This window comes from Paenibacillus sp. FSL H8-0537, from assembly GCF_038051995.1.
Taxonomy (GTDB): Bacteria; Bacillota; Bacilli; order Paenibacillales; family Paenibacillaceae; genus Pristimantibacillus.
The window spans coordinates 4,118,803-4,139,177 of sequence record NZ_CP150290.1; the positions used below are offsets into that span (position 1 = coordinate 4,118,803).

Consider the following 20,375-nt stretch of genomic DNA (forward strand, 5'->3'; position numbering starts at 1 on the left):
CATCTCTCCATCCCTGCATGTGCCTATTGCTTAAGGCAAGCCCTTATTTCAATGCTTCCAAATCTTTCATCCAATCCTCATAACCTTGCGAACTGCTTCCCCAGCCTTTTACATGCTCGGAAAGCTCCGTAGTGCTAACTTTCGCTTCTGGCAACGCATCACGGTGAACGTATACCGGCTCCAGAACGACTAAAGGCTCATTCGCATCGCCTTTGAATTCTTTGTACAAAATACGAACTTGCACACGGCCGATATCTTTAGGATCAACAGCTGCTGAAGCGACCCACGGGCTCGTTTTGTCTTGAATCATTTGCAGATCCTCATCGCTCATGTCGATGCCGTATACTTTAATTTCTGTACGGCCAGCTTGCTGGATGGCACGGGAAGCGCCTTTAGCGAACTCATCCCAAGCCGCCCATACCGCTGTAATATCGCCTTTGTTCGGGTATTGGCGCAAAATCGCTTCCATCTGCGATTGTGTATCAAGTGCTGGGTTGTTCGCATTACCGAAAGCGGCAATTTCTTTAATGTCAGGATATTTCTCTTGGAACTGCTTGTAGGCCACTTGACGGCGCTCCATTGGCGCAAAGCCTGCTACCCATACTTTAACGATATTTCCTTTGCTGCCAGCATCTTTAGCGAGCTGCTCAAGCGTAATTTCAGCCATTTTCTGGTCATCCTGCTGCAATACAGGCACGCCATCCACTTTCACGTCTGCATCGAACACGACTACAGAAATGCCTTGCTCTTTCGCTCTTTTAATTCCCGCTTCGAGCGCCGCAGCTTGTCCATGGTCAATCAAAATGCCGTCAAAGCCTTGGTTGATGGCTGCATCAAGGTTTGAGGACATTTTCGCCAAATCATTGTCGGATGCGAAAACCGTTACTTCTCCCCCAAATTTTCCGGCTTGCTCTTTCACCCCTTCTACATATTGGGACGAAAAGGTTCCTGTATTAAATTGCATAACGAGCGCAAGTTTTTTACCTTTTAAAGCGGCCAAATCGCTGCTTCCGCCAGCTGCATTGTCTGCTGTAGCTTCAGCTGATGCTGTCGGCGAGGCCGATGCTTCACCTGCAGGCGCATTGTTTTTTGCCGTTCCGCAAGCCGATATTACCAGTAGTACCGCAGCTAGAAAAATTGTTAATGAAAGCTTACCCCATTGTTTCATGTTCTTTCCCTCTCCCCATCTCATGTCTCAACCATCATCAGTATATTGCTTCCTTGCAATCATATCACTTTATCCCACTATGTCAATCGGAATTTAATATATTGTCAAAAAAACTCGATTGACGCAACAATTGTCATTATAGTAACGCTTTTCAAAAATTGCAACCTCATTTTCAAAGCCCCAGCCGCCTGAGCACAAACCGCCGCAAATGCAGAACAGCCGTTGCTTGAAGACCTGATCGGCCTTTCAAGCAACGGCTGTTTTCAACTAGGTTTAGAAGCGTTACAAAATAATGGCGATCAGGCCACCAGACCCCTCGTTAATAATGCGGCCCAGCGTTTCCTGCAGTTTGTAGCGCGCGTTGTCCGGCATCATCGCAATTTTGCCCTGAATGCCTTCTCTTACAAGGGAATGCAGCGAGCGGCCGAAAATGTCGGACTCCCAAATTTTGATCGGGTCGCTCTCGAAATCCTGCATCAAATATCTTACGAGCTCTTCGGTCTGCTTCTCAGAGCCTATAATTGGCGCAAATTCCGATTCCACATCGACGCGGATCATATGGATAGATGGAGCAGTCGCTTTCAGCCTTACGCCGAATCTTGAGCCTTGGCGAATGAGCTCCGGCTCCTCCAGCGCCATCTCTGCAAGCGTCGGAGCCGCAATGCCGTAGCCAGTCGCCTTGACCATTTCCAGCGCTTCGGCGAAGCGGTCATATTCCCGCTTCGCATGGGAAAATTCCTGCATCAGCTGGAGCAAATGATCTTTGCCGCGAATTTCTACGCCGACCACTTCCATCAAAATCCGGTCATAAAGCTCATCCGGCGCATAAAGGTCGATCTCGGCTACACCCTGCCCCATGTTCATGCCGCTGAGTCCCGCCCTGGCGATAAAGTCGTAATCCATAAACTGCGCTACTACCCGATCCACATCCCGCAAACGGCGAATATCCTTCACCGTATCGCGGACCGAGTTTTCATAGTTGCTGCGCAGCCAGTGATTTTCATTCAGCACCATCACCCAGCTTGGCAGATTCACGTTGACTTCATGAACAGGGAACTCGTAAAGCACTTCCCGCAGTACCGAAATAACTTCCTCTTCCCCCATCGTTGCTACGCTGAGCGTAATGACCGGAATATCATATTTCGTTTGAAGCTCGGAGCGCAGCTGCAGCGCTTCCTCGCTGCGCGGACGCGTCGAGTTAATAATCAGCACAAAGGGCTTGCCTACTTCCTTCAGCTCGCTGATGACCCGCTCCTCGGCCTCTACATAGGAGCTGCGCGGGATTTCTGCGATCGAACCATCAGTCGTCACGACTACGCCTAATGTAGAATGCTCCTGGATGACTTTGCGCGTGCCGATTTCCGCTGCTTCCTGGAAAGGAATCGGATCATCGAACCACGGTGTTGTAATCATCCGCGGCCCATTTTCATCCTCATAACCTTTCGCGCCTTCCACCGCATAGCCGACACAATCGACCAGCCGCATGTTTACTTCCAGCCCTTCGGCTACTTTCAATTTCACCGCTTGGTTTGGCACAAATTTCGGCTCGGTTGTCATGATGGTTTTGCCCGCGGCGCTTTGCGGCAGCTCGTCTACGGCTCGTACACGATCAGCCTCACTCGTAATGTTAGGGAGCACCACCGTTTCCATGAACCGCTTGATGAACGTTGATTTGCCCGTGCGGACAGCCCCTACAACACCGAGGTAAATATCCCCACCGGTACGTTCGGCTATGTCCTTGAAAATGTCTACTTTCTCCACTGAATATCCCCTCCCAATTGATTTCCCGGTTCGCCGCCTTCCACCGGACAAGAGGGCAGGCCAGCGACGCAACTCGTACAGCTTTTAGGACTAGTAATATCCTATTGTTCCAGCTCTCCAATTATGACGATTGTTATCAATTCTTTTAAAGCTTAAGTCACGCTCTTGCCCTTCCAAGATTGAGTTATATGAAAAATACAGCTGCAGTATGCCAATACAGCAAAAAATCCTCCAAACCGATTCTCGAAGAATCAAGCTTGGAGGACGCCACTATCAGAATCTATGAAGATCAAATCATTACAGATTTACGATATCGCCTTCGGCTGTCCGTCCACCCAATAATAGACGGGCGCCTTTACTGGGACAAAAACATCCCGCTCAACCAACAGCTGGCGCAGGTCATAATCGGCCGCAAAGGTCGTTTTGCCATCCTTCTGGATCGCTTGCATCAGATCAGGGCCATAATCCGCATAAACCTGGCCTTTCTCGTCCAGCATTGCCGCCATCGTCAAGCTGGAGTAGCTGCTGACAATCGTAGGCGCTTTTTTGCCAAGCAAATTGTAATCCACGTAGTAAAAGCCCGGATAAGCCTCGTCGCCTTTCGGCAGCTTGCCCGCATTAGCAGTGGAATACGCCTGCACCCAGCTCGAAATATCGTTGATCTGCTGATAAATGCGCAAATCCATCAGCCGAACTTTAGGATCTGTTTCTTCATCCGTAATCAGAAAATAATAATTGCCGCCCTTCTCAAACGCCGCTGACGGAATATCGCCCAAATATCCTTTTCCTTGCAGCGGAACGAAATCAAGGATGAACTTCTCATATAACGGCGTTTCAGACGTGCTATTCTTAATGGGCAATACACCCGTATCTGCCATATACTCATCAATCGCAGCCTGTACATTCCGGACTGCCTCTTTCGGAGCGCCTTGATTTTGCGATAGGCGATCATTCGGATACATGCATCCGGTTAACACCAGCAGAGCGGCGGCTGTTGCCAGCAGCGCTGCCCTCCGCACCCATAGCTCGCGGCTAATTGGATGCGCAAACACAAAATTAAACATTTTAATGCGTCCCCCTATCTTCCAAAGCCTTACCAAAGCTTATCATCTTCCTCAGCCTGCCTCGCCAGCTGCTTAAGCACCGCCGCGCGAAGCGGGTCCATCGGAATTTCAGCCTGTACCTTGCCCTTCACACGCGCCTGGCAGGAAAGCCGCATGCCGTCTTCCAAGCCTGCAAGCTTGCGCCGTTCCACATCGCCGATCGGCATCAGCTCGCTGCCCGGCTTTACTTCCATTTTGCACATAAAACAAGCAGCTTTGCCATCGCAGCGCGTTCTTACCGCAATACCCGCTTGTTTTGCAGCGTCCAGCAGCGTCGTACCGGGGCGTACCTTGATTGTTTTGCCAGCAGGCAGAAACGTCACCTCGGCGCTCATATCAGCTGCCCTACCCGCTGCTCCGCAATCCAGCGGCGCACCTCCGCTTTCAGTGCTGTGCTCAGCTGATTGCGGCTTTCCAGCTGCTCAAGCGCTGCTGAATGGCGGGCTTCGTCCTCGCAATACGCTTCAATGATCAGCTCATAACGATCTCGGCGATCACGCAGCACATTAAACCATAGCTCATGAGCGAGCGGCACAACAGCCACTGTAGCAGCGAGAGCAGAGCCTTTACCAACCGTTATCTGCTCTGCGTATGGCAGCAGCAGCGAACGCACCTGCGTCTCATAACAGCTGTCATGTGCCCGCACAACAAACCCGCCTACAAGCTCAACGGTCACGCCGTCAATGAGATAGTGGCTCAGCCTCGAACGGTATATGCCCGACTCATCCAATACTGGAATATCTGTAGAAAATGGCTGAAGCAAGGCATGAAGACGATCGACGTCAGCCTCATCGGTGTATAAATCCAAATCTCTAGGTTCGCTGGTCAGCGCCGCGCCTCTCAGCATAAGCCCTGCGCTGCCCCCAACAACCCAAGGGGTACCGCTTCCGGCTGTCAGTTGGGCGATGGAGGCCAGCGCTTGCTCGATTCGTCTTCTAATGCTCATCACTTGCACTTCCTTTATCAAAAATAATGGCGGCGCTGCTCTATCAACTTCACCTACTCGTTAAAGCAGCAAATGACGAGGGGCAATTCGGCCAAGGTGAAACTTAAAACTGCTCGTATTTTAAAAATAAGTTTTATTAACCGCTTTAATGTTCACATCGACCGACTTTACAATCGCTTGGCAAGCAAGGCGATAGCCTTCTTCAAACTCTTCCGGGTCCATGCGATCCCATTCCTGATCCGTTATTCCTTCGAGCCCGCTAGCTCCTTCGATCACTTGACAGCGACATCGGGCACAGGTGCCACGCGTGCAGGAGAAAGCAAAATCCACATCATGCTTCATCGCTAAGTCCAGCAGCGACAGTCCGTCCTCCGCTTCTACAATCGCGGTTCTCGTTCTCCCCGTAAGCTCAATCATAAGCGCAACCGTCCCCTTCTCTATCTGGATGTATGTATGCCTTTCGTATAACCGTTAAATAATTGAAATGACTCCGCAAATAAAACCAATGAGCAGCAAAACAAAAGCAATTAGCGATAAAATAAATTTAACGATCCCCTTCGTCTTAATCCGGGCAAATGTAATGATTACCGCCGAAATGGCCATTAAGCCGATGCCGATCAGCGAAACCCACATTTTCATCATAGCATCCATAGTCGACTCTTCTCCCACTCTTCACCAATGTAATAAATGCAACCCATATTATATCATTGACTGCAAAAAAGGACAAAAGGCGCAAAATAGCTGCAGCGGGATCGCTCCGCTGCAGCAAAGCTTTGCGCTTTTGCCCTAATATAAGGATTTGTTACTTCTTTATCATCATTTTGACAAGCGATTCCATGCTGTTCATATTCATGCCGGTCGCCTTAACGGCTTTGACAATATCGTTTATAGTCGATTCTGCCACAGGCACCTTCGCCATCTCAGACACTTGCTTGATCAGCTTGCGTAGTTCGGCTTCGTTCTGCATCGTCGAATCCGTTACACCGCTGGCCAGCTTCTTGACCGAGTTTTCGGAGATGTTTTTGCCTGTTTTTTTATTAATTGCGCCGAGCACGTCTTTTGAAATATTTTTCCCCATGCTTTTACCTCCCATCGCAATCGCATCAGCTTGTTGATCTTAAGCTTCAGCTCCGATGGGATATCATATGAGCCGGGCAATCGTTTGGTGTAGGCGCCTGTCTTAGCCGATACTCTCAATCTCATGGGTTTTTAGACGGCCCATAAGATGCTCAACCGCTGCCTTTGGCGAAAACTCCTCGAACAGCACCTTGTACAGTTGTGCTGTAATGGGCATCTCAACCTCATAGCGCTTGGCCAGCTCAAACGCGGCACGTGTCGTGCGCACGCCTTCAACGACCATCCCCATCCTAGTGAGCACCTCGGCGAGCGGCGTGCCATCCGCCAGCATATGCCCCGCACGCCAGTTGCGGCTGTGCTGGCTCGTACAAGTAACAACCAAGTCGCCAACCCCCGCTAGCCCAGCAAAGGTGAGCGGATTGGCACCCATGGCTGCGCCCAGGCGTCCGATCTCTGCAAGCCCGCGCGTAAGCAGCGCCGCCTTGGCGTTATCGCCAAAGCCGAGCCCATCTGATAAGCCGGCACCGAGCGCGATAATATTTTTAATCGCGCCAGCTACCTCAACGCCCACGACATCTGGATTCGTATAAACGCGAAAATCGGAGGTCATGAAAGCATCCTGTGCTTGCTCGGCTGCTTTCATGTCTGCCGAAGCGACAACTACGGTTGTCGGCTGACGTTTAATAACTTCCTCCGCATGGCTCGGGCCAGACAGCACAACAATTTGCTCAGGCGCACGGCCCAGCTCTTCGGAAAGCACCGTCGTCATCCGCTTAAGCGTATCGGCTTCAAACCCTTTCGTTGCATGCACGCAAAGCGTCTCGGCTGCAAGAAAAGGAGCGGCCTGCTTCGCCACTTCCCGCATCGCCCCGGATGGAGCAACAAACAGCGCAAGCTCCGCTCCGCTGAGCGCTTCCTGCAAATCGGTCGTTGCTCGAAGGCCATCCGGAAGCGTTACGCCTGGCAAATATTTAGCATTCATACGGCTTTCATTGATGCTGCTTGCCTGCTCCGCATTACGCGTCCACAGCAGCACCTCATAGCCGTTGCGAGCCAGAACGGAAGCAAGCGCTGTGCCCCAGCTTCCCGCTACAAGCACCGCAGCGCGGCGCGCTTGCTCAGACTTTGCTTTTGCCATATTGGACTCACATTCCTTTCTTTGCGCCAAGCTTGTTCTCCGTTCCCTTCAGCAGCTTCACAATGTTCGCCTTGTGACGGACAAACGCGAATACGCATAATACAAGGCTCGCGCAAAGCAGCGGCAAGGAATAAGTAAGCAAAGCAATAAAGATCGGCGTCAATGCTGCGAACAGCAAGGAACCGAGCGATACGTAGCGTGTAATGGCAATCGCAAGTATAGCGACGATTCCCGCAAGCAGCGCTGGCAAGAACGCAAGCGTTACAATGACGCCAACGGTTGTTGCTATGCCTTTGCCACCTTTGAAACGGAACCAAATTGGCCAGTTGTGGCCTACAATGGCCGCAAGTCCACATAGAACAGGCGTCCAGCTTTCAGCGTAGCCCCCGCTGAGCCACTGGCCCAGCAGCACAGCGACTACCCCTTTTGCAATATCCAGCAAAAAGACCGTTATACCCGGCCCTTTACCAAGCACGCGAATCGTATTCGTCGCCCCGGCATTGCCGCTGCCATGCTCGCGAATGTCAATGCCTTTCAGCCATTTCGCGATGACGATGCTGAATGAAACGGAACCTAATAAATAACTGATAATAACTGCAATGGCTGAGTACAGCACGCCTCTTCTCCCCTAATCCTCGTCTGACTTGCGACGTGTAAATAACCGTAGCGGCGTGCCTTCAAAATTAAACGCTGCCCGTATTTTATTTTCTAAATAACGCTCATATGAGAAATGCATCATCTCTGGCTCGTTGACGAAAATGACAATCGTCGGCGGTTTTGTCGCCACTTGTGTCACATAGTTGATTTTCAGACGTTTGCCTTTGTCCGTCGGCGGTGGGTTGTAAGCGACCGCATCTCCAACAATATCATTCAGCAAATGCGTCTGAATGCGCAAAGCATGCTGCTCCGATACGTGATTCACGACAGGCAGCAGCTTATGCAGACGGGACTTCGTCAGCGCGGATAAATAAACGATCGGCGCATACGACATAAACAGGAAGTGGTCGCGAATCGTCTGCGAGAAAGCTTGCATCGTTTTCTCATCCTTCTCGACGACATCCCATTTGTTTACAACAAAAATAGACGCTTTGCCCGCTTCATGCGCATAGCCTGCAATATGCTTGTCCTGCTCAATAATGCCTTCCTCACCACTAATCAAGATGAGGGCAACGTCAGCGCGTTCAATCGCTTTCATCGCACGCATAACGCTGTATTTTTCCGTAGATTCATACACTTTGCCGCGCTTGCGCATACCAGCTGTGTCGATCAGCACATACTTCTGTCCATCGCGCTCGAAAGGCGTATCGATGGCGTCGCGAGTTGTACCTGCTACATTGCTGACGATCACGCGTTCTTCGCCAAGCAGCGCATTAACAAGCGAGGATTTGCCTACGTTTGGACGTCCAATTAAGGCAACGCGAATCACGTCGTCCTCATATTCAACCTCTTCAATTTCTGGCAGCTTCGATACGGCTGCATCCAGCAAATCGCCAATGCCCATGCCATGGGAACCGGAAATAGCAATCGGTTCGCCAAAGCCCAAACCATAAAATTCATAAACCTCGTCCATACGTCCCGCATTGTCCACCTTGTTAATAGCGAGTACGACAGGCTTGCGGGAGCGAAACAGCATTTGTCCCACTTCTTCATCCGAATGGGTGAGGCCCGCTTTCGCATCTGCCATGAAAATAATGACATCCGCTTCTTCAATTGCCAGCTCGGCTTGCATCCGAACCGATTTCATAATCTCATCTTCACCATCAATTTCAATGCCGCCTGTATCTACAATATTAAAGGCTATGCCATTCCATTCTCCGGTGCCGTACAGCCGATCCCTCGTAACCCCCGGCTTATCTTCTACAATTGCCAGCCTGTCGCCGACTATCCGATTAAATATGGTAGACTTACCCACATTCGGGCGCCCGACGATGGCGATAACAGGTCTTGCCATAGTTATCGATTCACTCCTTCAGTAATTCTCACGCTTACCATCATAGCAAAAAACAGCCGCCTTGGCTAACTTTTCATCTTAAAGGTGATTAACGAGGATAATGACGCCATTTTTAAGATTGTGGGCGTTCGCATTCAAAATCTTCTCCAGCAGAAAAGCAGTCTGCTCCAATTCCTGCTCGCTGCCTGCGAAAAAGATTGGTGCACCGCCTCCTGAGACATCCCGGTTGCTCGAAACGACTGCTACAATATTCGCCATTTTCAGCCCTCCTGCTTATTGACTTTTGCTTCTGTAGGCATGCGTACAGCCGATTCGAGTATCGGAACGCGCCCGATCACCTTGAGCGCCTTGCTCTTGTCCTTGTCCTGCGGAAGCATAAATACGGCAAGCCTGCCGTCCTTCATATCTAGTTTCGCCATTGGAATTAAGGCCGGTTCGCCATCATCCCGGTAAACGCCCAGCATCGTAGCCAAATCGTACAAAATCGCTTGACGCTGGCCCAAATTACCCATGGTAACCTTGCTGTTCGCGTTCAGAGGTGTCAATATAAAGCCCATTCCGCGCTCGCGAATGATATCCTGATTTGACTTCAGCCCCACATTCATAATATATATATCGCCGACGAGCAAATCCGGCCCATCCACGCGTACCTCTGCTGATTCCGCCGAAATAATGTGCGACAGCGTTTTGCCCGAACGAAAATGATGGACGATCAGCAGCGATATTCCTCCTGCCAGCAGGCCAACCCATAGATTAACCATTACAGCGAAAAGACTAGTAAGCAGTGATGACATAATGACGAGGTAATTGCGGCCTTCAAACACCATAGCGATGCCCTCTATATAAGTTGCCCCACGGCTGACAAGCTCCAAGCTGTCGATTTTCGTCAGCGTCTCACGCTCCATTTTTCTGACATCCCGAAATTGCTGTGCGGCTAGTGATAAAAAGGTAATCGCCGTATAGTCTTTACTGTATAGCGCCGGAACAGCCACTGCCCCAAGCGCCGCAGCAATGACGCCTAGCGAAATATGGATAATCCTTCCGTGAGGATAAGTCGGATATTGGCGATAATCGGTTTTCAGCATCAGCAGCCTTGCTACAATACCGAAAGTCATTCCAAGCAATACACCTAGCAGATGCTTATTCACAATTAAATAGTGGCTCATTTCGGGGAGCTCCCTCCTTTATTTCTCCAGCCCGCTCCAGTCACCTTGCTGTAAGAAACGCGGAGCAAATAGAAAGCAATACTGATGATCCGCGCACAAGCAAAAGCAAGCCAAAAGCTGTCCCACCAAGCCAAGGAGCCAATTCTAGCCATGTAACCGCCGCTTGATAACAGCCCATTCGCTAATTCCGCCATTATTGCCGCAAGCAGCAATAGGCCAAATTGATGGCCCGCCTTCACCGAAAAAGCAGCTGCGAGCAGTCCGCCTAGCAGGCCTCCATCCGAAACGGGGTCAAGCCAATAAAACACCGGATCAAGCCGATACAGCTTCTGAATACCGCCCAAAATAATACCGGTCAAGCAAGCGCATAACAGCAGGTATCGTCTGGATTCTCCGGCTGATCTTCTGCGCAGCGTCCAGCAGACAGCAGCTGCCGCAACCATAACACTCCCATAAATCTCAATGGCTGTCCCATAAACGGTTACAAGATAATGAAACGGCTGCGCAAGTAGACACAAGGCAGCAACGAACAACTTTGAGCGCCCTGCTCCGACATATTCCGCCCAGCCTGTCATCATTAATATGAAAGCCATAATCATAATCCAGAACGACAAATATCCTTCGTTCACAGCCAAATCACCCCACGTGAAGCTATTATGCGCCAAAAAAAAGAGGCTATTCCTAATTATGAAACATTAGGAACAACCTCAATTACAGTTCATGCATTTAAAGTTCATCATTTTTTTCCAAACAGCTTGCCAACCTGTTTTAAGGCTGAAGAAAGCAGCTTATCAAGCTGCTCCATAGAGTTATACGGAAACTCCTTAAGCCGTCTCTCAATATTAGACCGAATATAATCTTTGTCAGTCTTATGCTGCTGCAGCAGACGCTCATATATAGGGAGCAGTACCGGATTAGTCACTCCAGACAGTGCCTGCAAAGTGATATGCTGTACTCTAACCGCCGGATCATCAAGCAATTGTATAAAATCGGCAACATAATCTGCCTTTTTATTCGATTGGCCCGCCTGATATACAGCCTGCACGCGAATTTCTTCATTCGGATGCTTGAAAAAAGGCTGGAGCATAGGCAGTAAGTCAACACCGCCTGCTTGCAAAATATAACAGATGAAGCGAAACGCCTCCTCATCTGACTCTTTTGAGAATAGCGCAATTAATTCCTGATTAAAGCGCGGATCTCCTTTTGGCATATACCAATGAATGCACTGTATGGCACGCAAACGATTTTCAGCATGGCTGCTTGTGAGCTCCTGCCTAATGAAAATTTCTGCCTCAGCAGCATTCATTTTTGCAAGCACCTGCATCGACAGGCATCGCAAGGCTATGGAAGGTCCCGCATACACGCCTATTAAAAAGCTAATCGTCTCCTGCGAAATCTCCTTTAGCTTAAACATGCCATCCAAAGCCTCGATTTTCACATGTTCATCCGCTGTAGATTGATACAATTCAACTAGCTGTTTATCATCTCCACCACGCCTCGTACCAAACCAGCTCGTTACATACCCGGCAATGACTTCATCCAGCCAGCGCTCATACCAGTCTAAAAAATGGGCTTCATAGGTCACGAACGGCTTCTGATAATCGAGATCAATATAAACGACTTTTCCTCGGTTTTTGCCTGTAATGACCAGCATCGTTTCGTATGTGCAGCCTTGTTCCCCTATATTGAGCAGTCCTTGGAATAGTTCTGCGCTCGATTTTCCGTATTCTTCATCGCTTAATACGCTTTCATCCTTGATCCAAGGATATTCGCTCTCCCATTGCTCCTTAGTCATTGCTGCTTGCAAAGGAGAAGGCTCACCTATTCGATCCAGATCAATAGCCTGCTTCGTCCCTAATGGATGGATGCCATAATAGGGTCCAGCACCGCCATTTCCGATATGCATTAAAAAAGCTGAAAATTCCTCAGGTAAAATGACGCCATTCGCTTGTTCAAACTGACGAAGCTCATCGAGGCTAAGCGGGCTGTTCATTGCATATGTATGGCTTCTCGCTCCAAATAGCTGATGGTCTGCATCAGTCTGAGCTGCGGTCTTCAGCTTTTGCCTAATGCGTTCCAATTGCTTATGTATAGTCATAATATCACCCTATTAATGAGGTATATAATTGCTTATATAAAAAAAACAAAAGGCCAAGCAGCTGCCTGGCCTTTCGAGAGAATACCTGTAAACGAATTATTTCAATTTATTCAGTTTGTCGCCGAAACGCTCAGCCAGCGAGTAGCTCATGCTTTGGCTGTTCAAGCTAACATTCGGATTGTTCAGTTCCTCTTGTTTAGGAGCGCGCTCGCGTTGTTGTCTTTCTGGCTTTTGCGGTTGCTCAGGAGCTTCTTCTGTTTCCTTGATGCTCAGGCTAACGCGTTTTTCAGCAGGGTTGAAGTCCAGAACTTTCGCTTGAACTTCTTGCCCTTCTTGCAATACCTCGAAAGGAGTCGCAATATGACGGTGAGCGATTTGGGAAATGTGAACCAAACCTTCAACGCCTGGAGCAATTTCAACGAATGCGCCGAAAGTAACGAGGCGACGAACTGTACCTGTTACGATATCGCCAATGTTGAATTGGCTTCCAGCTGTTTCCCAAGGACCTGGTTGAGCAGCTTTGATGCTCAGGCTGATTTTACCAGCAGCCGGATCAACTTTAAGAACTTTAACCGTTACCGCTTGACCTTCAGCTACTACATCCTTAGGATGAGCAACGTGCTGCCATGAAAGCTCGGAAACGTGAACAAGACCGTCAACGCCGCCGATATCAATGAATGCACCAAATGGTGTCAAACGTTGAACTGTACCTTCAAGCTGCTGGCCTGGCTCAAGAGCCGCGATCAATTTTTGTTTGTTGCCTTCGAATTCTGCGTCCAATACTTCTTTCGCAGACAAGATAACTTTGCCGTTTTCTTGGTCGATTTCTTTCACTTTTACGCGAAGTGTACGGCCTTTGTAGTCGCTGAAATCTTCTACAAAATGACGCTCAACCATCGAAGCCGGAATAAAGCCGCGCACGCCAACATCAGCGACAAGGCCGCCTTTTACAACGTCAGCTACGACAACTTCAAATACTTCGCCGCTCTCGAAACGAGCTTGAAGCGAATCCCAAGCGCGCTCGCCATCTACGCTTTTCTTGGAAAGAACAAGCTTTTCTTTCTCGTCATCAATGCTGATAACTTTAAGCTCAACCTCTTGGCCTACTTGTACGGCATCGTTTGCATTATCCAATTGAACTGCGGACAGTTCGCGAATCGGGATAACACCGTCATATTTATATCCAAGGCTTACGTAAGCTTGGTTATCTTCGATTTTGACGATCGAACCTTTAACTGTATCCCCTTTTTTCAAGGATACGAAATTATCCATAGCCTCTTGATTTTCCGCTACTGCGGACTCTTGCACATTGGTTTCTTCTGACATTGAAATAACCTCCTCAATTCATCCAACAACTTTTCAACTTACAAATTTATTTAAATCCGCCAACGTTCTAAATTAAAACATTAAGCAGCATTTAAAACAGCTATGTTTATTTGTTCGCTGCAAGAAGAGCGCGAACGTCCTTCATAATCGCATCAGTCAGACGGTCCAGCTTATCCGGTGAGGAATCATCAATAAATGCGGTAAGATCAACCGGCTTGCCATAATAGACCGTTACTTTGCGAAACAAGGAATAATTACCCACAATTGCCACAGGAATAACAACCGCATTGCTGCGAAGCGCAATCATTGCGGCTCCCTTCTTCGCTTCCCCGCCTTGATTGCGGCGAGAGCCTTCCGGGAAAATCCCCATTACATTGCCTTCCTTCAGCAGGGTGATCGATGATTTGATCGCCTCTTTGCTCACGCCTCCGCGCTTAACTGGAAAAGCTCCAAATGCCCGAATGAGCGGCCCGAAAACTGGAATTTTAAACAATTCCGCTTTCGCCATATAATGGACTTTCCGTTTAACTTTGACACCTACCGTAGGCGGGTCAAAATTGCTGACGTGATTGGCGCATAGAATAACGGGCCCGTCAGCAGGTATATTCTCAAGCCCTTTGGCTTCAAGACGGAATAGGCATATATATAGCACACGGAGAAGAAATCGGAACAACAGGTATAACATAGTTTACTTCGCCCCCGCCAATTTGGTTCTGCTTAATTTGACAATAGCCTCGGCGACCTCTTCAATCGACATCGCTGTGCTGTCCAGCAGGATTGCATCTTCAGCGCGGACGAGCGGTGAAATCTCCCGCTGTTCATCCAGTTGGTCCCGCTGCGAAATTTCTTCCGCAAGCTGTTCCAGCGTCACTGGCTGCTTGCCAGCTAGCTCCTTGTATCTGCGAAGCGCACGCTCCTCAACGGATGCTGTTAAAAAAACCTTCAACTCAGCGTTTGGAAGCACATGGGAGCCAATGTCCCTGCCATCCATTACAACGCCTTTTTCCTCAGCCAGCCTACGCTGGGCTGCGCCAAGAAATTGCCTAACCGCTTCATTCGCCGCATAATGAGACACACTCAGCGTCACATCGCGTGAACGAATTTGTTCAGTGACATTTTCTCCATTCAAAAATACAGTTTGTCCATTGTTGCCAGCCTGGAGCTTAATGTCCAGATGTGTCACATGGTCAGCCAGCTTGCCAGCTTCCTGCGGCCTAATACCCGCCTGCTGCGAACTATAGGTCACGGCTCGATACATAGCACCTGTATCAATGTAAACATATCCTAATTGTTCGGCAACTTTACGCGCTACTGTGCTTTTCCCTGCCCCGGCAGGTCCATCGATAGCAATGTTGATCCGCTCGCCGTCACCGTCTTGCTGCATCACTAAAAGTCAACCCCCCTTATGTCGAGATGGCTGGCTTGATACACCATGACAGATGCGACGCTAACCTCTCAATAAAAAAGCAGGCTTTGCCTGCGGACGTGAAAATTATACCACACTATACGAGCGGATGCAAAAAACCCCTCCACCCCACTTTCAAGTATTTGAACGCATTATGAAGAAACCTGTCCTTTTAGACGGGTTCCTTCCATACGCTCGGCTCCCGACAGCAAGTGTCTTACCGCGCTGCTTTGCAGCGCCGTTTGCGCAAGCAAACAGGCGATAAGCAGCGCGGCAGCCATGATGCCAAGCCCTTTTCCTATTTGATCAAACCGAGCTGAAAAAGACTGGCCGGGAGCTTGTCCCTCCTGCTGTTTCTTGCTTTGCCCAAACATTCGAGCCATGCAATCATTCCCTTCTATCCCTATTAAAGGATAGCATGCCTAGAGGGTGCCTGCGCTATTCAGCGGTTGCGGAATTCCAGCTGACGCTCGAAGCAGTAGCGAATAATTCGCTGGCGGTCTGAATCATTAATGCCAGCAAATTTAATCATCGCCTGATTGCGCCCCGTTTCAAGATTTACAATCCGCACAATTTCAGCATTAAATGATGCATGCTCTATAGAACCATTTTTATAAGGAACCAGCAGCCAGCACTCCAGCACCTGACCTTGGGAAATCGGCCATTTACCATCGCAAATGAACGAAATTCCGCCGCCGCCAACATCATCTGTAAGCGTCACGAAGCGAACCTGCTCCGGCGTTTTCACTGCGATTTCAAGCTCCGCAGCTACTCGAAGAAAATTGCGCCGCTGCACCTTTGTAATCTGATCAAGCTCCGGCCTCCGGATTTTGACCAGCTTGACGACATCTTCTCGGAAACCAAGAACGTGGGAATTAAAGAAATGCTTGATTCCGTCCTCCGATACAAAATAGACCGAAAGCTCGTCGCCCAAAAACATTCTTTTCATTCTGCCATTTTGGCTATTTATCGGGTTCTCAATCAAAAAGCCTTCATCCAGCACCTCGGCAATACGCGCCTTGTACTCAATGGCAGCTTCTGCTTCATCAGAAGAAGCAATTTGGAAAAATAGCGTTTGGTTAATTTTCGGCAACAAGTTGGCTCCCCCCTATAATGCTGTCATTATAACACGACATATAGAGAGGAGCCATAAGGTTATTTACCGGAACTTGCCACTTTGTCAAGCGAAGTCAAAACTTCAATCGATTCTTCCATGCCGTTGTCTGCATTAATGTAAATCCGGTAATCGTTATCGTTGATCCGGCCCGTATATTCATAGCATAACACTTCATTGCCATCATCGTTTTTGATCAGCGCCATCTGCTCTTTCGACACTTCCATTTGCGGATTCAGCGCCTTGCGCGCGTCTGCATTGGAGATGCCTGCCTTAGGCAGCGTCCGCTTATGATGCTCGAAAACATATTCATTCGCCTGCAGAGCCGCTATATCTCCATTATCAAGGGCAACCTTGATCGTCAGCTTGTCTGGGTAAATCAGCACATCGCCTTGGTTGCCGACGAAGCTGAACGTTCCTGCATTATCATAGGCGTCATAACTGACTGCCTTCATGCCGTCAAATCCATGTTCTTTCAAAAACTTTTCAGCCGCAGCCCTCGCTTGCTCGATGCCGAGCTGCTTCTCTCCAATATCACGGGGATCCATATAAGCAATCAGTTGGCCGCCCTTTTGCGAAAAATCCATATGAATCGAGTTACCGGACTTATGCTCGGACAATACTGCGGAATACGAAGCATATTCCGTGCCTTTGCCATTTTCCTCCACGCGAATGTTCTTGCCCTCGCCTTTTTTGCCGGCAAACTTGGCAGCACGCTGCTTAATTTCATCCGGCGTTACAGCTTTACCACTCAGCATGCTGATCGGACGCTTCTCGTACATGCTTGAAACCGAAGGTCCCCAGTTGATTTCCGGATACTCGCTTACCTTTTTATCGACTCCCTTGAAGCCGTCCACAATCGTCTGATCGCCTTTAGCCTGCTGCGCAGCCAATGACAGCTCGACATCCATCCAGCGCAAATGATTAGAGAGCACTTTTTCCTGCATGCCCTGCAAATCTTGTGAAATATCCTTTGAGTTGGCATACAGCGTTTTGAGGGTTTTGAATTCATCCTCTGACAGCGGATGCTTCGTCAAATCGCGAACGGAAGTTTTATAGGCAAAATTGGAGATGCGCGACAAAAAGTCCTCCGCCTTGTCAAATGGAAGCATCGAAAGCGGCAGCTGGTTGATTTCGTTTTGTGCCTGGCTTGTTAGCCGCCATACGTTAACGAGCCCTTTTCGATGATACGCTTGTGATGTGGAATTAACGGCTAATGTATTGCCAAGCTGCTGATGCAGCTTATCCACATGGTAAGTTAAATCGTGGAACGCCCGTTGATACTGATTTTCCGCCTTCATCAAAACCGTATTTTTCTCCTGATGCTCCTGATAACCCCAATAGAGCGAACCGACCAGCAAAATAGCAGCAATCGGGAACAACACCGCGCTTATCCGTTTATAAACCATACAAAAAGCTCCTTTCTTGTGCAAACCTGGTGTTAGTTTGGTTTGCCGAAAGGAGCTTTATGCATTCAATTCAGTTAAAAAGTATGTTCTTCAATATCAAGATCGTCGATGTTGTTGCAAATGCATTGCTTGAAACCTGTATCTACGCCGCTGCTTTCGCGCTTGCCCCGCAAAACGAACTTCTCGCCACATACATTGCAGCGAATGGTCACTTTCACTCTTACTGCTTCCATCCCTACCTCCAGCTTTTCGAAAAATTTCCTCTAGCTGACAGTATGGACGGCATCGTTACAATTTAACCTCTTCATCCCGCTTCAAAAAACGAAACGGAGAGCGCGAATTAGCCCGCTGCATTTTTCGGAGCCCGACGACCCATAGCACGGCCATGAACGGAATGATGAACCAGATCCAGCTGGAACGCATCGTAATCATGATCCAGTCATAACTGCCGTGCAGCATAATGGGCAGCAGAAACGATACAATGATATAATTTCTGCGTTTTTTGCCATTGCTTTCGAACTTCGCTTTACCTACATAATAGCCCATCATAATGCCGAATAGGGCATGCCCCGATACCGGAAGCAGCGCCCTCATAATGAGCGATCCGAACGTTGCGGGTGTCAGGAAGGCATACATCACATTTTCGAGCGTCGCAAATCCGAGCGAGATGGAGGCGGCATAAACGATGCCGTCATAAGGCTCGTCAAACTCCGTATGATTATAAATAAAATGATAAAGAACAAACCATTTTATAAATTCTTCTACGCCAGCCGATTGCACAAAGGAAAATACGATCGGATTGTCCCCCCACCACAGCTGCAGGCCGCGCTGCACAACCATGATTGGCAGCACAATCAGAACGCCCAGCAAAAACATCCGGACGACCATATGTATCGGCTCCGTATCGTATTTGTCCTTTAAGTATAAATAAGTCAGCAGCGCTATTCCCGGTGCCACTGCTGCTGTCAACACAGAAATCCAGGTCATCGTCGTTATTCACCCCCTTGCTGTACCCGCCCCCGATAGGGAGGCTTCCTCCATTTTACGGCTCTTCGCCATATAAGCGGCAAGCCGCCTATCCACTTTACGGTTTTGATGGATTTCGCATACTTGCACCAAACTGCGTATTATTCATATATCCCGCTTCACATCTATTTCGAAATCATCACCAGCAGCATGCTGTCTGAATCAGCTTGTCCAACAAATTAGGGATGTTCAATTCCTCTTCATTATACAACGCTCCGGGCGCATCGGATATACCTATTATCATAATGACATCTCCCCGCACCGCTACGCTCTTCCTGTCTGTGGAGCCACCTAGCAGAAGCGGGGGATACTATAATCCTGTTTTTTCACAAAAAAAAGAAGAAGAGCATCAGCAGGCTTGACACTCCTGCAGATGCTCTGTTCATTGCGCCCTCTTCGCTTAAGCATTGCCTAGTTGAAAAAATGAGTGCATATTTCTTTCACAGCCTCGGAAGGCATAATTACTTTCCCGTACTCCTCCAGCATCGCATAAGTGACCGATGTGGCTTCGCCGTATTCCGCCAGCAGGGCGATAACAGCATTATGGCGGGACGTTTCAATCAAAGCCGGTTCCAGCGCCAGTATATATTTATTATTGTAAGCATACAGGCGCCCATCCTCTGTCAGGGCAGCGGCTTGCAGCTGTCTGCAAACCTGTATAACATCCTCGAAATCCCGAAAGGAATACATGACGATATCGCTTTGCTCAAGCGTCACTTCCATTTCGTAGATTTCGTCATCTGCGTCATCATCATCGGAAGTTCTCTCTTCCGAGCTTCCGTTCATTTTGCCGCGAGTGACAATCACGACCATACCTTGGGCCGGCAGGGCAAACACTTCGACCGCTAACGGTCCGCTGGCATCGAATCCAAGTTCACTGTATGCTTGATCCATCATTTCACTGAATAGTTCGTGCACCTTTGGAATTTCGCGCCACATGTCGTCCTTCTGGATCCCTCGTTCCAGCAGGTCGTCGAACGTCAGAAATATTTTTATCTTGTCCTGACTAAGTCGTTCGATCTTCATGACAGGATCCTCCTCTGCAGCATCTGTTGTAACAGCGTATGAAATTTATTAGAAGATGTGACCAAAATGGTCAAATCAAACTATGTAACTACTTTATCATGTTCAAACTCGGATTGCACCTAAAATAGGCAAAAAGAATCGTTCGAATCTGCACTTTTTCAGTGCCTCGTTCAAACGATTCCTTCCAGAAACTGTTAGTTAATGTGTCGTGTTCGACGATTCCGCCATGATCTCCTCGGCTTGCTGTTTCAGCTCCGGATCACTGTTCATCATTGCTTCAATCTGAACCCAGCCGTCTCCGGATTTTCCGGCGGTATCGTCTGTACGCTTTGGGCCCATATTTACAGCCTTTTGCGTCCAATTGTCGTTCCACAAGGACATCGCCTTATGGCTAATCGATGAGCAAGCGCTCGCCAGCACGCCCGCTGCAAGTGCAGCTGTACCTGGACGCTTGCGGGCAACATAGAGAGCAGCGGCTGCCCCGGCAAGCCCTCCGAGAAGAAATCCTCTTAGCCTCATAGTAGGACAAAACCTCCTTGATTTAGGGCCTTAAAAAATCCCCATTCAATATTCGATTTCACCTTTTAGTGTGGCTTGCCCCACCTTATTTATCCTGCTTAATAAAGGAAATGCAGCAGCCTGCAAAACACAGCATTATTGA

General features: G+C 48.8%; 25 protein-coding genes. All 25 read right to left on the reverse strand.

Annotated features, from left to right (window positions below; genetic code table 11):
- Nucleotides 1-43: 43 nt before the first annotated feature.
- The gene (locus MHB80_RS17410; protein ID WP_341278172.1) at nt 44-1,168 is read right to left on the reverse strand and encodes a sugar ABC transporter substrate-binding protein; all 1,125 of its coding nucleotides are present in this window, start codon (nt 1,166-1,168) and stop codon (nt 44-46) included.
- A 282-nt stretch (nt 1,169-1,450) separates the two neighbouring features.
- Entirely contained in the window at nt 1,451-2,929 is a 1,479-nt protein-coding gene (gene spoIVA, locus MHB80_RS17415) for a stage IV sporulation protein A (protein WP_341278173.1), read from the reverse strand.
- A 305-nt stretch (nt 2,930-3,234) separates the two neighbouring features.
- The gene (locus MHB80_RS17420; protein WP_341278174.1) at nt 3,235-3,993 is read right to left on the reverse strand and encodes a hypothetical protein; all 759 of its coding nucleotides are present in this window, start codon (nt 3,991-3,993) and stop codon (nt 3,235-3,237) included.
- Nucleotides 3,994-4,022: 29 nt separating this feature from the next.
- Nucleotides 4,023-4,367, reverse strand: coding sequence for a 2Fe-2S iron-sulfur cluster-binding protein (locus MHB80_RS17425; RefSeq protein WP_341278175.1), 345 nt, complete (start codon nt 4,365-4,367; stop codon nt 4,023-4,025).
- Nucleotides 4,364-4,978, reverse strand: coding sequence for a hypothetical protein (locus tag MHB80_RS17430; protein ID WP_341278176.1), 615 nt, complete (start codon nt 4,976-4,978; stop codon nt 4,364-4,366). Before MHB80_RS17430 ends, MHB80_RS17425 begins: the two co-directional genes overlap by 4 nt.
- A 120-nt stretch (nt 4,979-5,098) precedes the next feature.
- Nucleotides 5,099-5,395 (reverse strand): 2Fe-2S iron-sulfur cluster-binding protein, encoded by a 297-nt coding sequence (locus tag MHB80_RS17435; protein ID WP_341278177.1) that lies wholly within the window; start codon nt 5,393-5,395, stop codon nt 5,099-5,101.
- A gap of 54 nt (nt 5,396-5,449) precedes the next feature.
- Nucleotides 5,450-5,629, reverse strand: coding sequence for a DUF2768 family protein (locus tag MHB80_RS17440; protein ID WP_046232021.1), 180 nt, complete (start codon nt 5,627-5,629; stop codon nt 5,450-5,452).
- Nucleotides 5,630-5,780: 151 nt separating this feature from the next.
- The gene (locus MHB80_RS17445) at nt 5,781-6,056 is read right to left on the reverse strand and encodes a stage VI sporulation protein F (protein ID WP_341278178.1); all 276 of its coding nucleotides are present in this window, start codon (nt 6,054-6,056) and stop codon (nt 5,781-5,783) included.
- Between the two features lie 102 nt (nt 6,057-6,158).
- On the reverse strand, nt 6,159-7,193 hold the full coding sequence (locus MHB80_RS17450; protein WP_341278179.1) for an NAD(P)H-dependent glycerol-3-phosphate dehydrogenase: 1,035 nt from the start codon (nt 7,191-7,193) through the stop codon (nt 6,159-6,161).
- Nucleotides 7,194-7,200: 7 nt separating this feature from the next.
- Nucleotides 7,201-7,809 (reverse strand): glycerol-3-phosphate 1-O-acyltransferase PlsY, encoded by a 609-nt coding sequence (plsY, locus tag MHB80_RS17455; RefSeq protein WP_341278180.1) that lies wholly within the window; start codon nt 7,807-7,809, stop codon nt 7,201-7,203.
- A gap of 12 nt (nt 7,810-7,821) precedes the next feature.
- Entirely contained in the window at nt 7,822-9,144 is a 1,323-nt protein-coding gene (gene der, locus MHB80_RS17460; RefSeq protein WP_341278181.1) for a ribosome biogenesis GTPase Der, read from the reverse strand.
- Nucleotides 9,145-9,222: 78 nt separating this feature from the next.
- Nucleotides 9,223-9,402, reverse strand: a complete 180-nt coding sequence (locus tag MHB80_RS17465; RefSeq protein WP_046232017.1) for a hypothetical protein — start codon at nt 9,400-9,402, stop codon at nt 9,223-9,225.
- A gap of 2 nt (nt 9,403-9,404) precedes the next feature.
- A complete protein-coding gene (locus MHB80_RS17470) occupies nt 9,405-10,310 on the reverse strand; it encodes a YIEGIA family protein (RefSeq protein ID WP_341278182.1) in 906 nt (301 codons plus the stop codon).
- Nucleotides 10,307-10,939, reverse strand: a complete 633-nt coding sequence (locus tag MHB80_RS17475) for a hypothetical protein (RefSeq protein ID WP_341278183.1) — start codon at nt 10,937-10,939, stop codon at nt 10,307-10,309. Before MHB80_RS17475 ends, MHB80_RS17470 begins: the two co-directional genes overlap by 4 nt.
- Nucleotides 10,940-11,046: 107 nt before the next feature.
- Nucleotides 11,047-12,408, reverse strand: a complete 1,362-nt coding sequence (locus MHB80_RS17480; protein ID WP_341278184.1) for an SMI1/KNR4 family protein — start codon at nt 12,406-12,408, stop codon at nt 11,047-11,049.
- A gap of 96 nt (nt 12,409-12,504) precedes the next feature.
- On the reverse strand, nt 12,505-13,734 hold the full coding sequence (rpsA, locus tag MHB80_RS17485) for a 30S ribosomal protein S1 (protein WP_341278185.1): 1,230 nt from the start codon (nt 13,732-13,734) through the stop codon (nt 12,505-12,507).
- 106 nt (nt 13,735-13,840) lie between these two features.
- Complete coding sequence (locus MHB80_RS17490; RefSeq protein ID WP_341278186.1) at nt 13,841-14,419, reverse strand: lysophospholipid acyltransferase family protein; 579 nt, start codon at nt 14,417-14,419, stop codon at nt 13,841-13,843.
- Nucleotides 14,420-14,422: 3 nt separating this feature from the next.
- Nucleotides 14,423-15,118: a (d)CMP kinase gene (gene cmk / locus MHB80_RS17495; RefSeq protein WP_341283016.1), complete on the reverse strand. Its 696-nt coding sequence runs from the start codon at nt 15,116-15,118 to the stop codon at nt 14,423-14,425.
- A 173-nt stretch (nt 15,119-15,291) separates the two neighbouring features.
- Nucleotides 15,292-15,522: a hypothetical protein gene (locus MHB80_RS17500; RefSeq protein WP_341278187.1), complete on the reverse strand. Its 231-nt coding sequence runs from the start codon at nt 15,520-15,522 to the stop codon at nt 15,292-15,294.
- 59 nt (nt 15,523-15,581) lie between these two features.
- Nucleotides 15,582-16,235 (reverse strand): PilZ domain-containing protein, encoded by a 654-nt coding sequence (locus MHB80_RS17505; protein WP_341278188.1) that lies wholly within the window; start codon nt 16,233-16,235, stop codon nt 15,582-15,584.
- 59 nt (nt 16,236-16,294) lie between these two features.
- Nucleotides 16,295-17,662: a germination protein YpeB gene (ypeB, locus tag MHB80_RS17510; protein WP_341278189.1), complete on the reverse strand. Its 1,368-nt coding sequence runs from the start codon at nt 17,660-17,662 to the stop codon at nt 16,295-16,297.
- 74 nt (nt 17,663-17,736) lie between these two features.
- Complete coding sequence (locus tag MHB80_RS17515) at nt 17,737-17,895, reverse strand: hypothetical protein (protein ID WP_338551755.1); 159 nt, start codon at nt 17,893-17,895, stop codon at nt 17,737-17,739.
- 55 nt (nt 17,896-17,950) lie between these two features.
- A complete protein-coding gene (prsW, locus tag MHB80_RS17520; RefSeq protein WP_341278190.1) occupies nt 17,951-18,649 on the reverse strand; it encodes a glutamic-type intramembrane protease PrsW in 699 nt (232 codons plus the stop codon).
- A gap of 450 nt (nt 18,650-19,099) precedes the next feature.
- On the reverse strand, nt 19,100-19,714 hold the full coding sequence (locus MHB80_RS17525) for a genetic competence negative regulator (RefSeq protein ID WP_046232007.1): 615 nt from the start codon (nt 19,712-19,714) through the stop codon (nt 19,100-19,102).
- Nucleotides 19,715-19,912: 198 nt separating this feature from the next.
- Nucleotides 19,913-20,233: a hypothetical protein gene (locus MHB80_RS17530; RefSeq protein WP_341278191.1), complete on the reverse strand. Its 321-nt coding sequence runs from the start codon at nt 20,231-20,233 to the stop codon at nt 19,913-19,915.
- Nucleotides 20,234-20,375 lie beyond the last annotated feature (142 nt).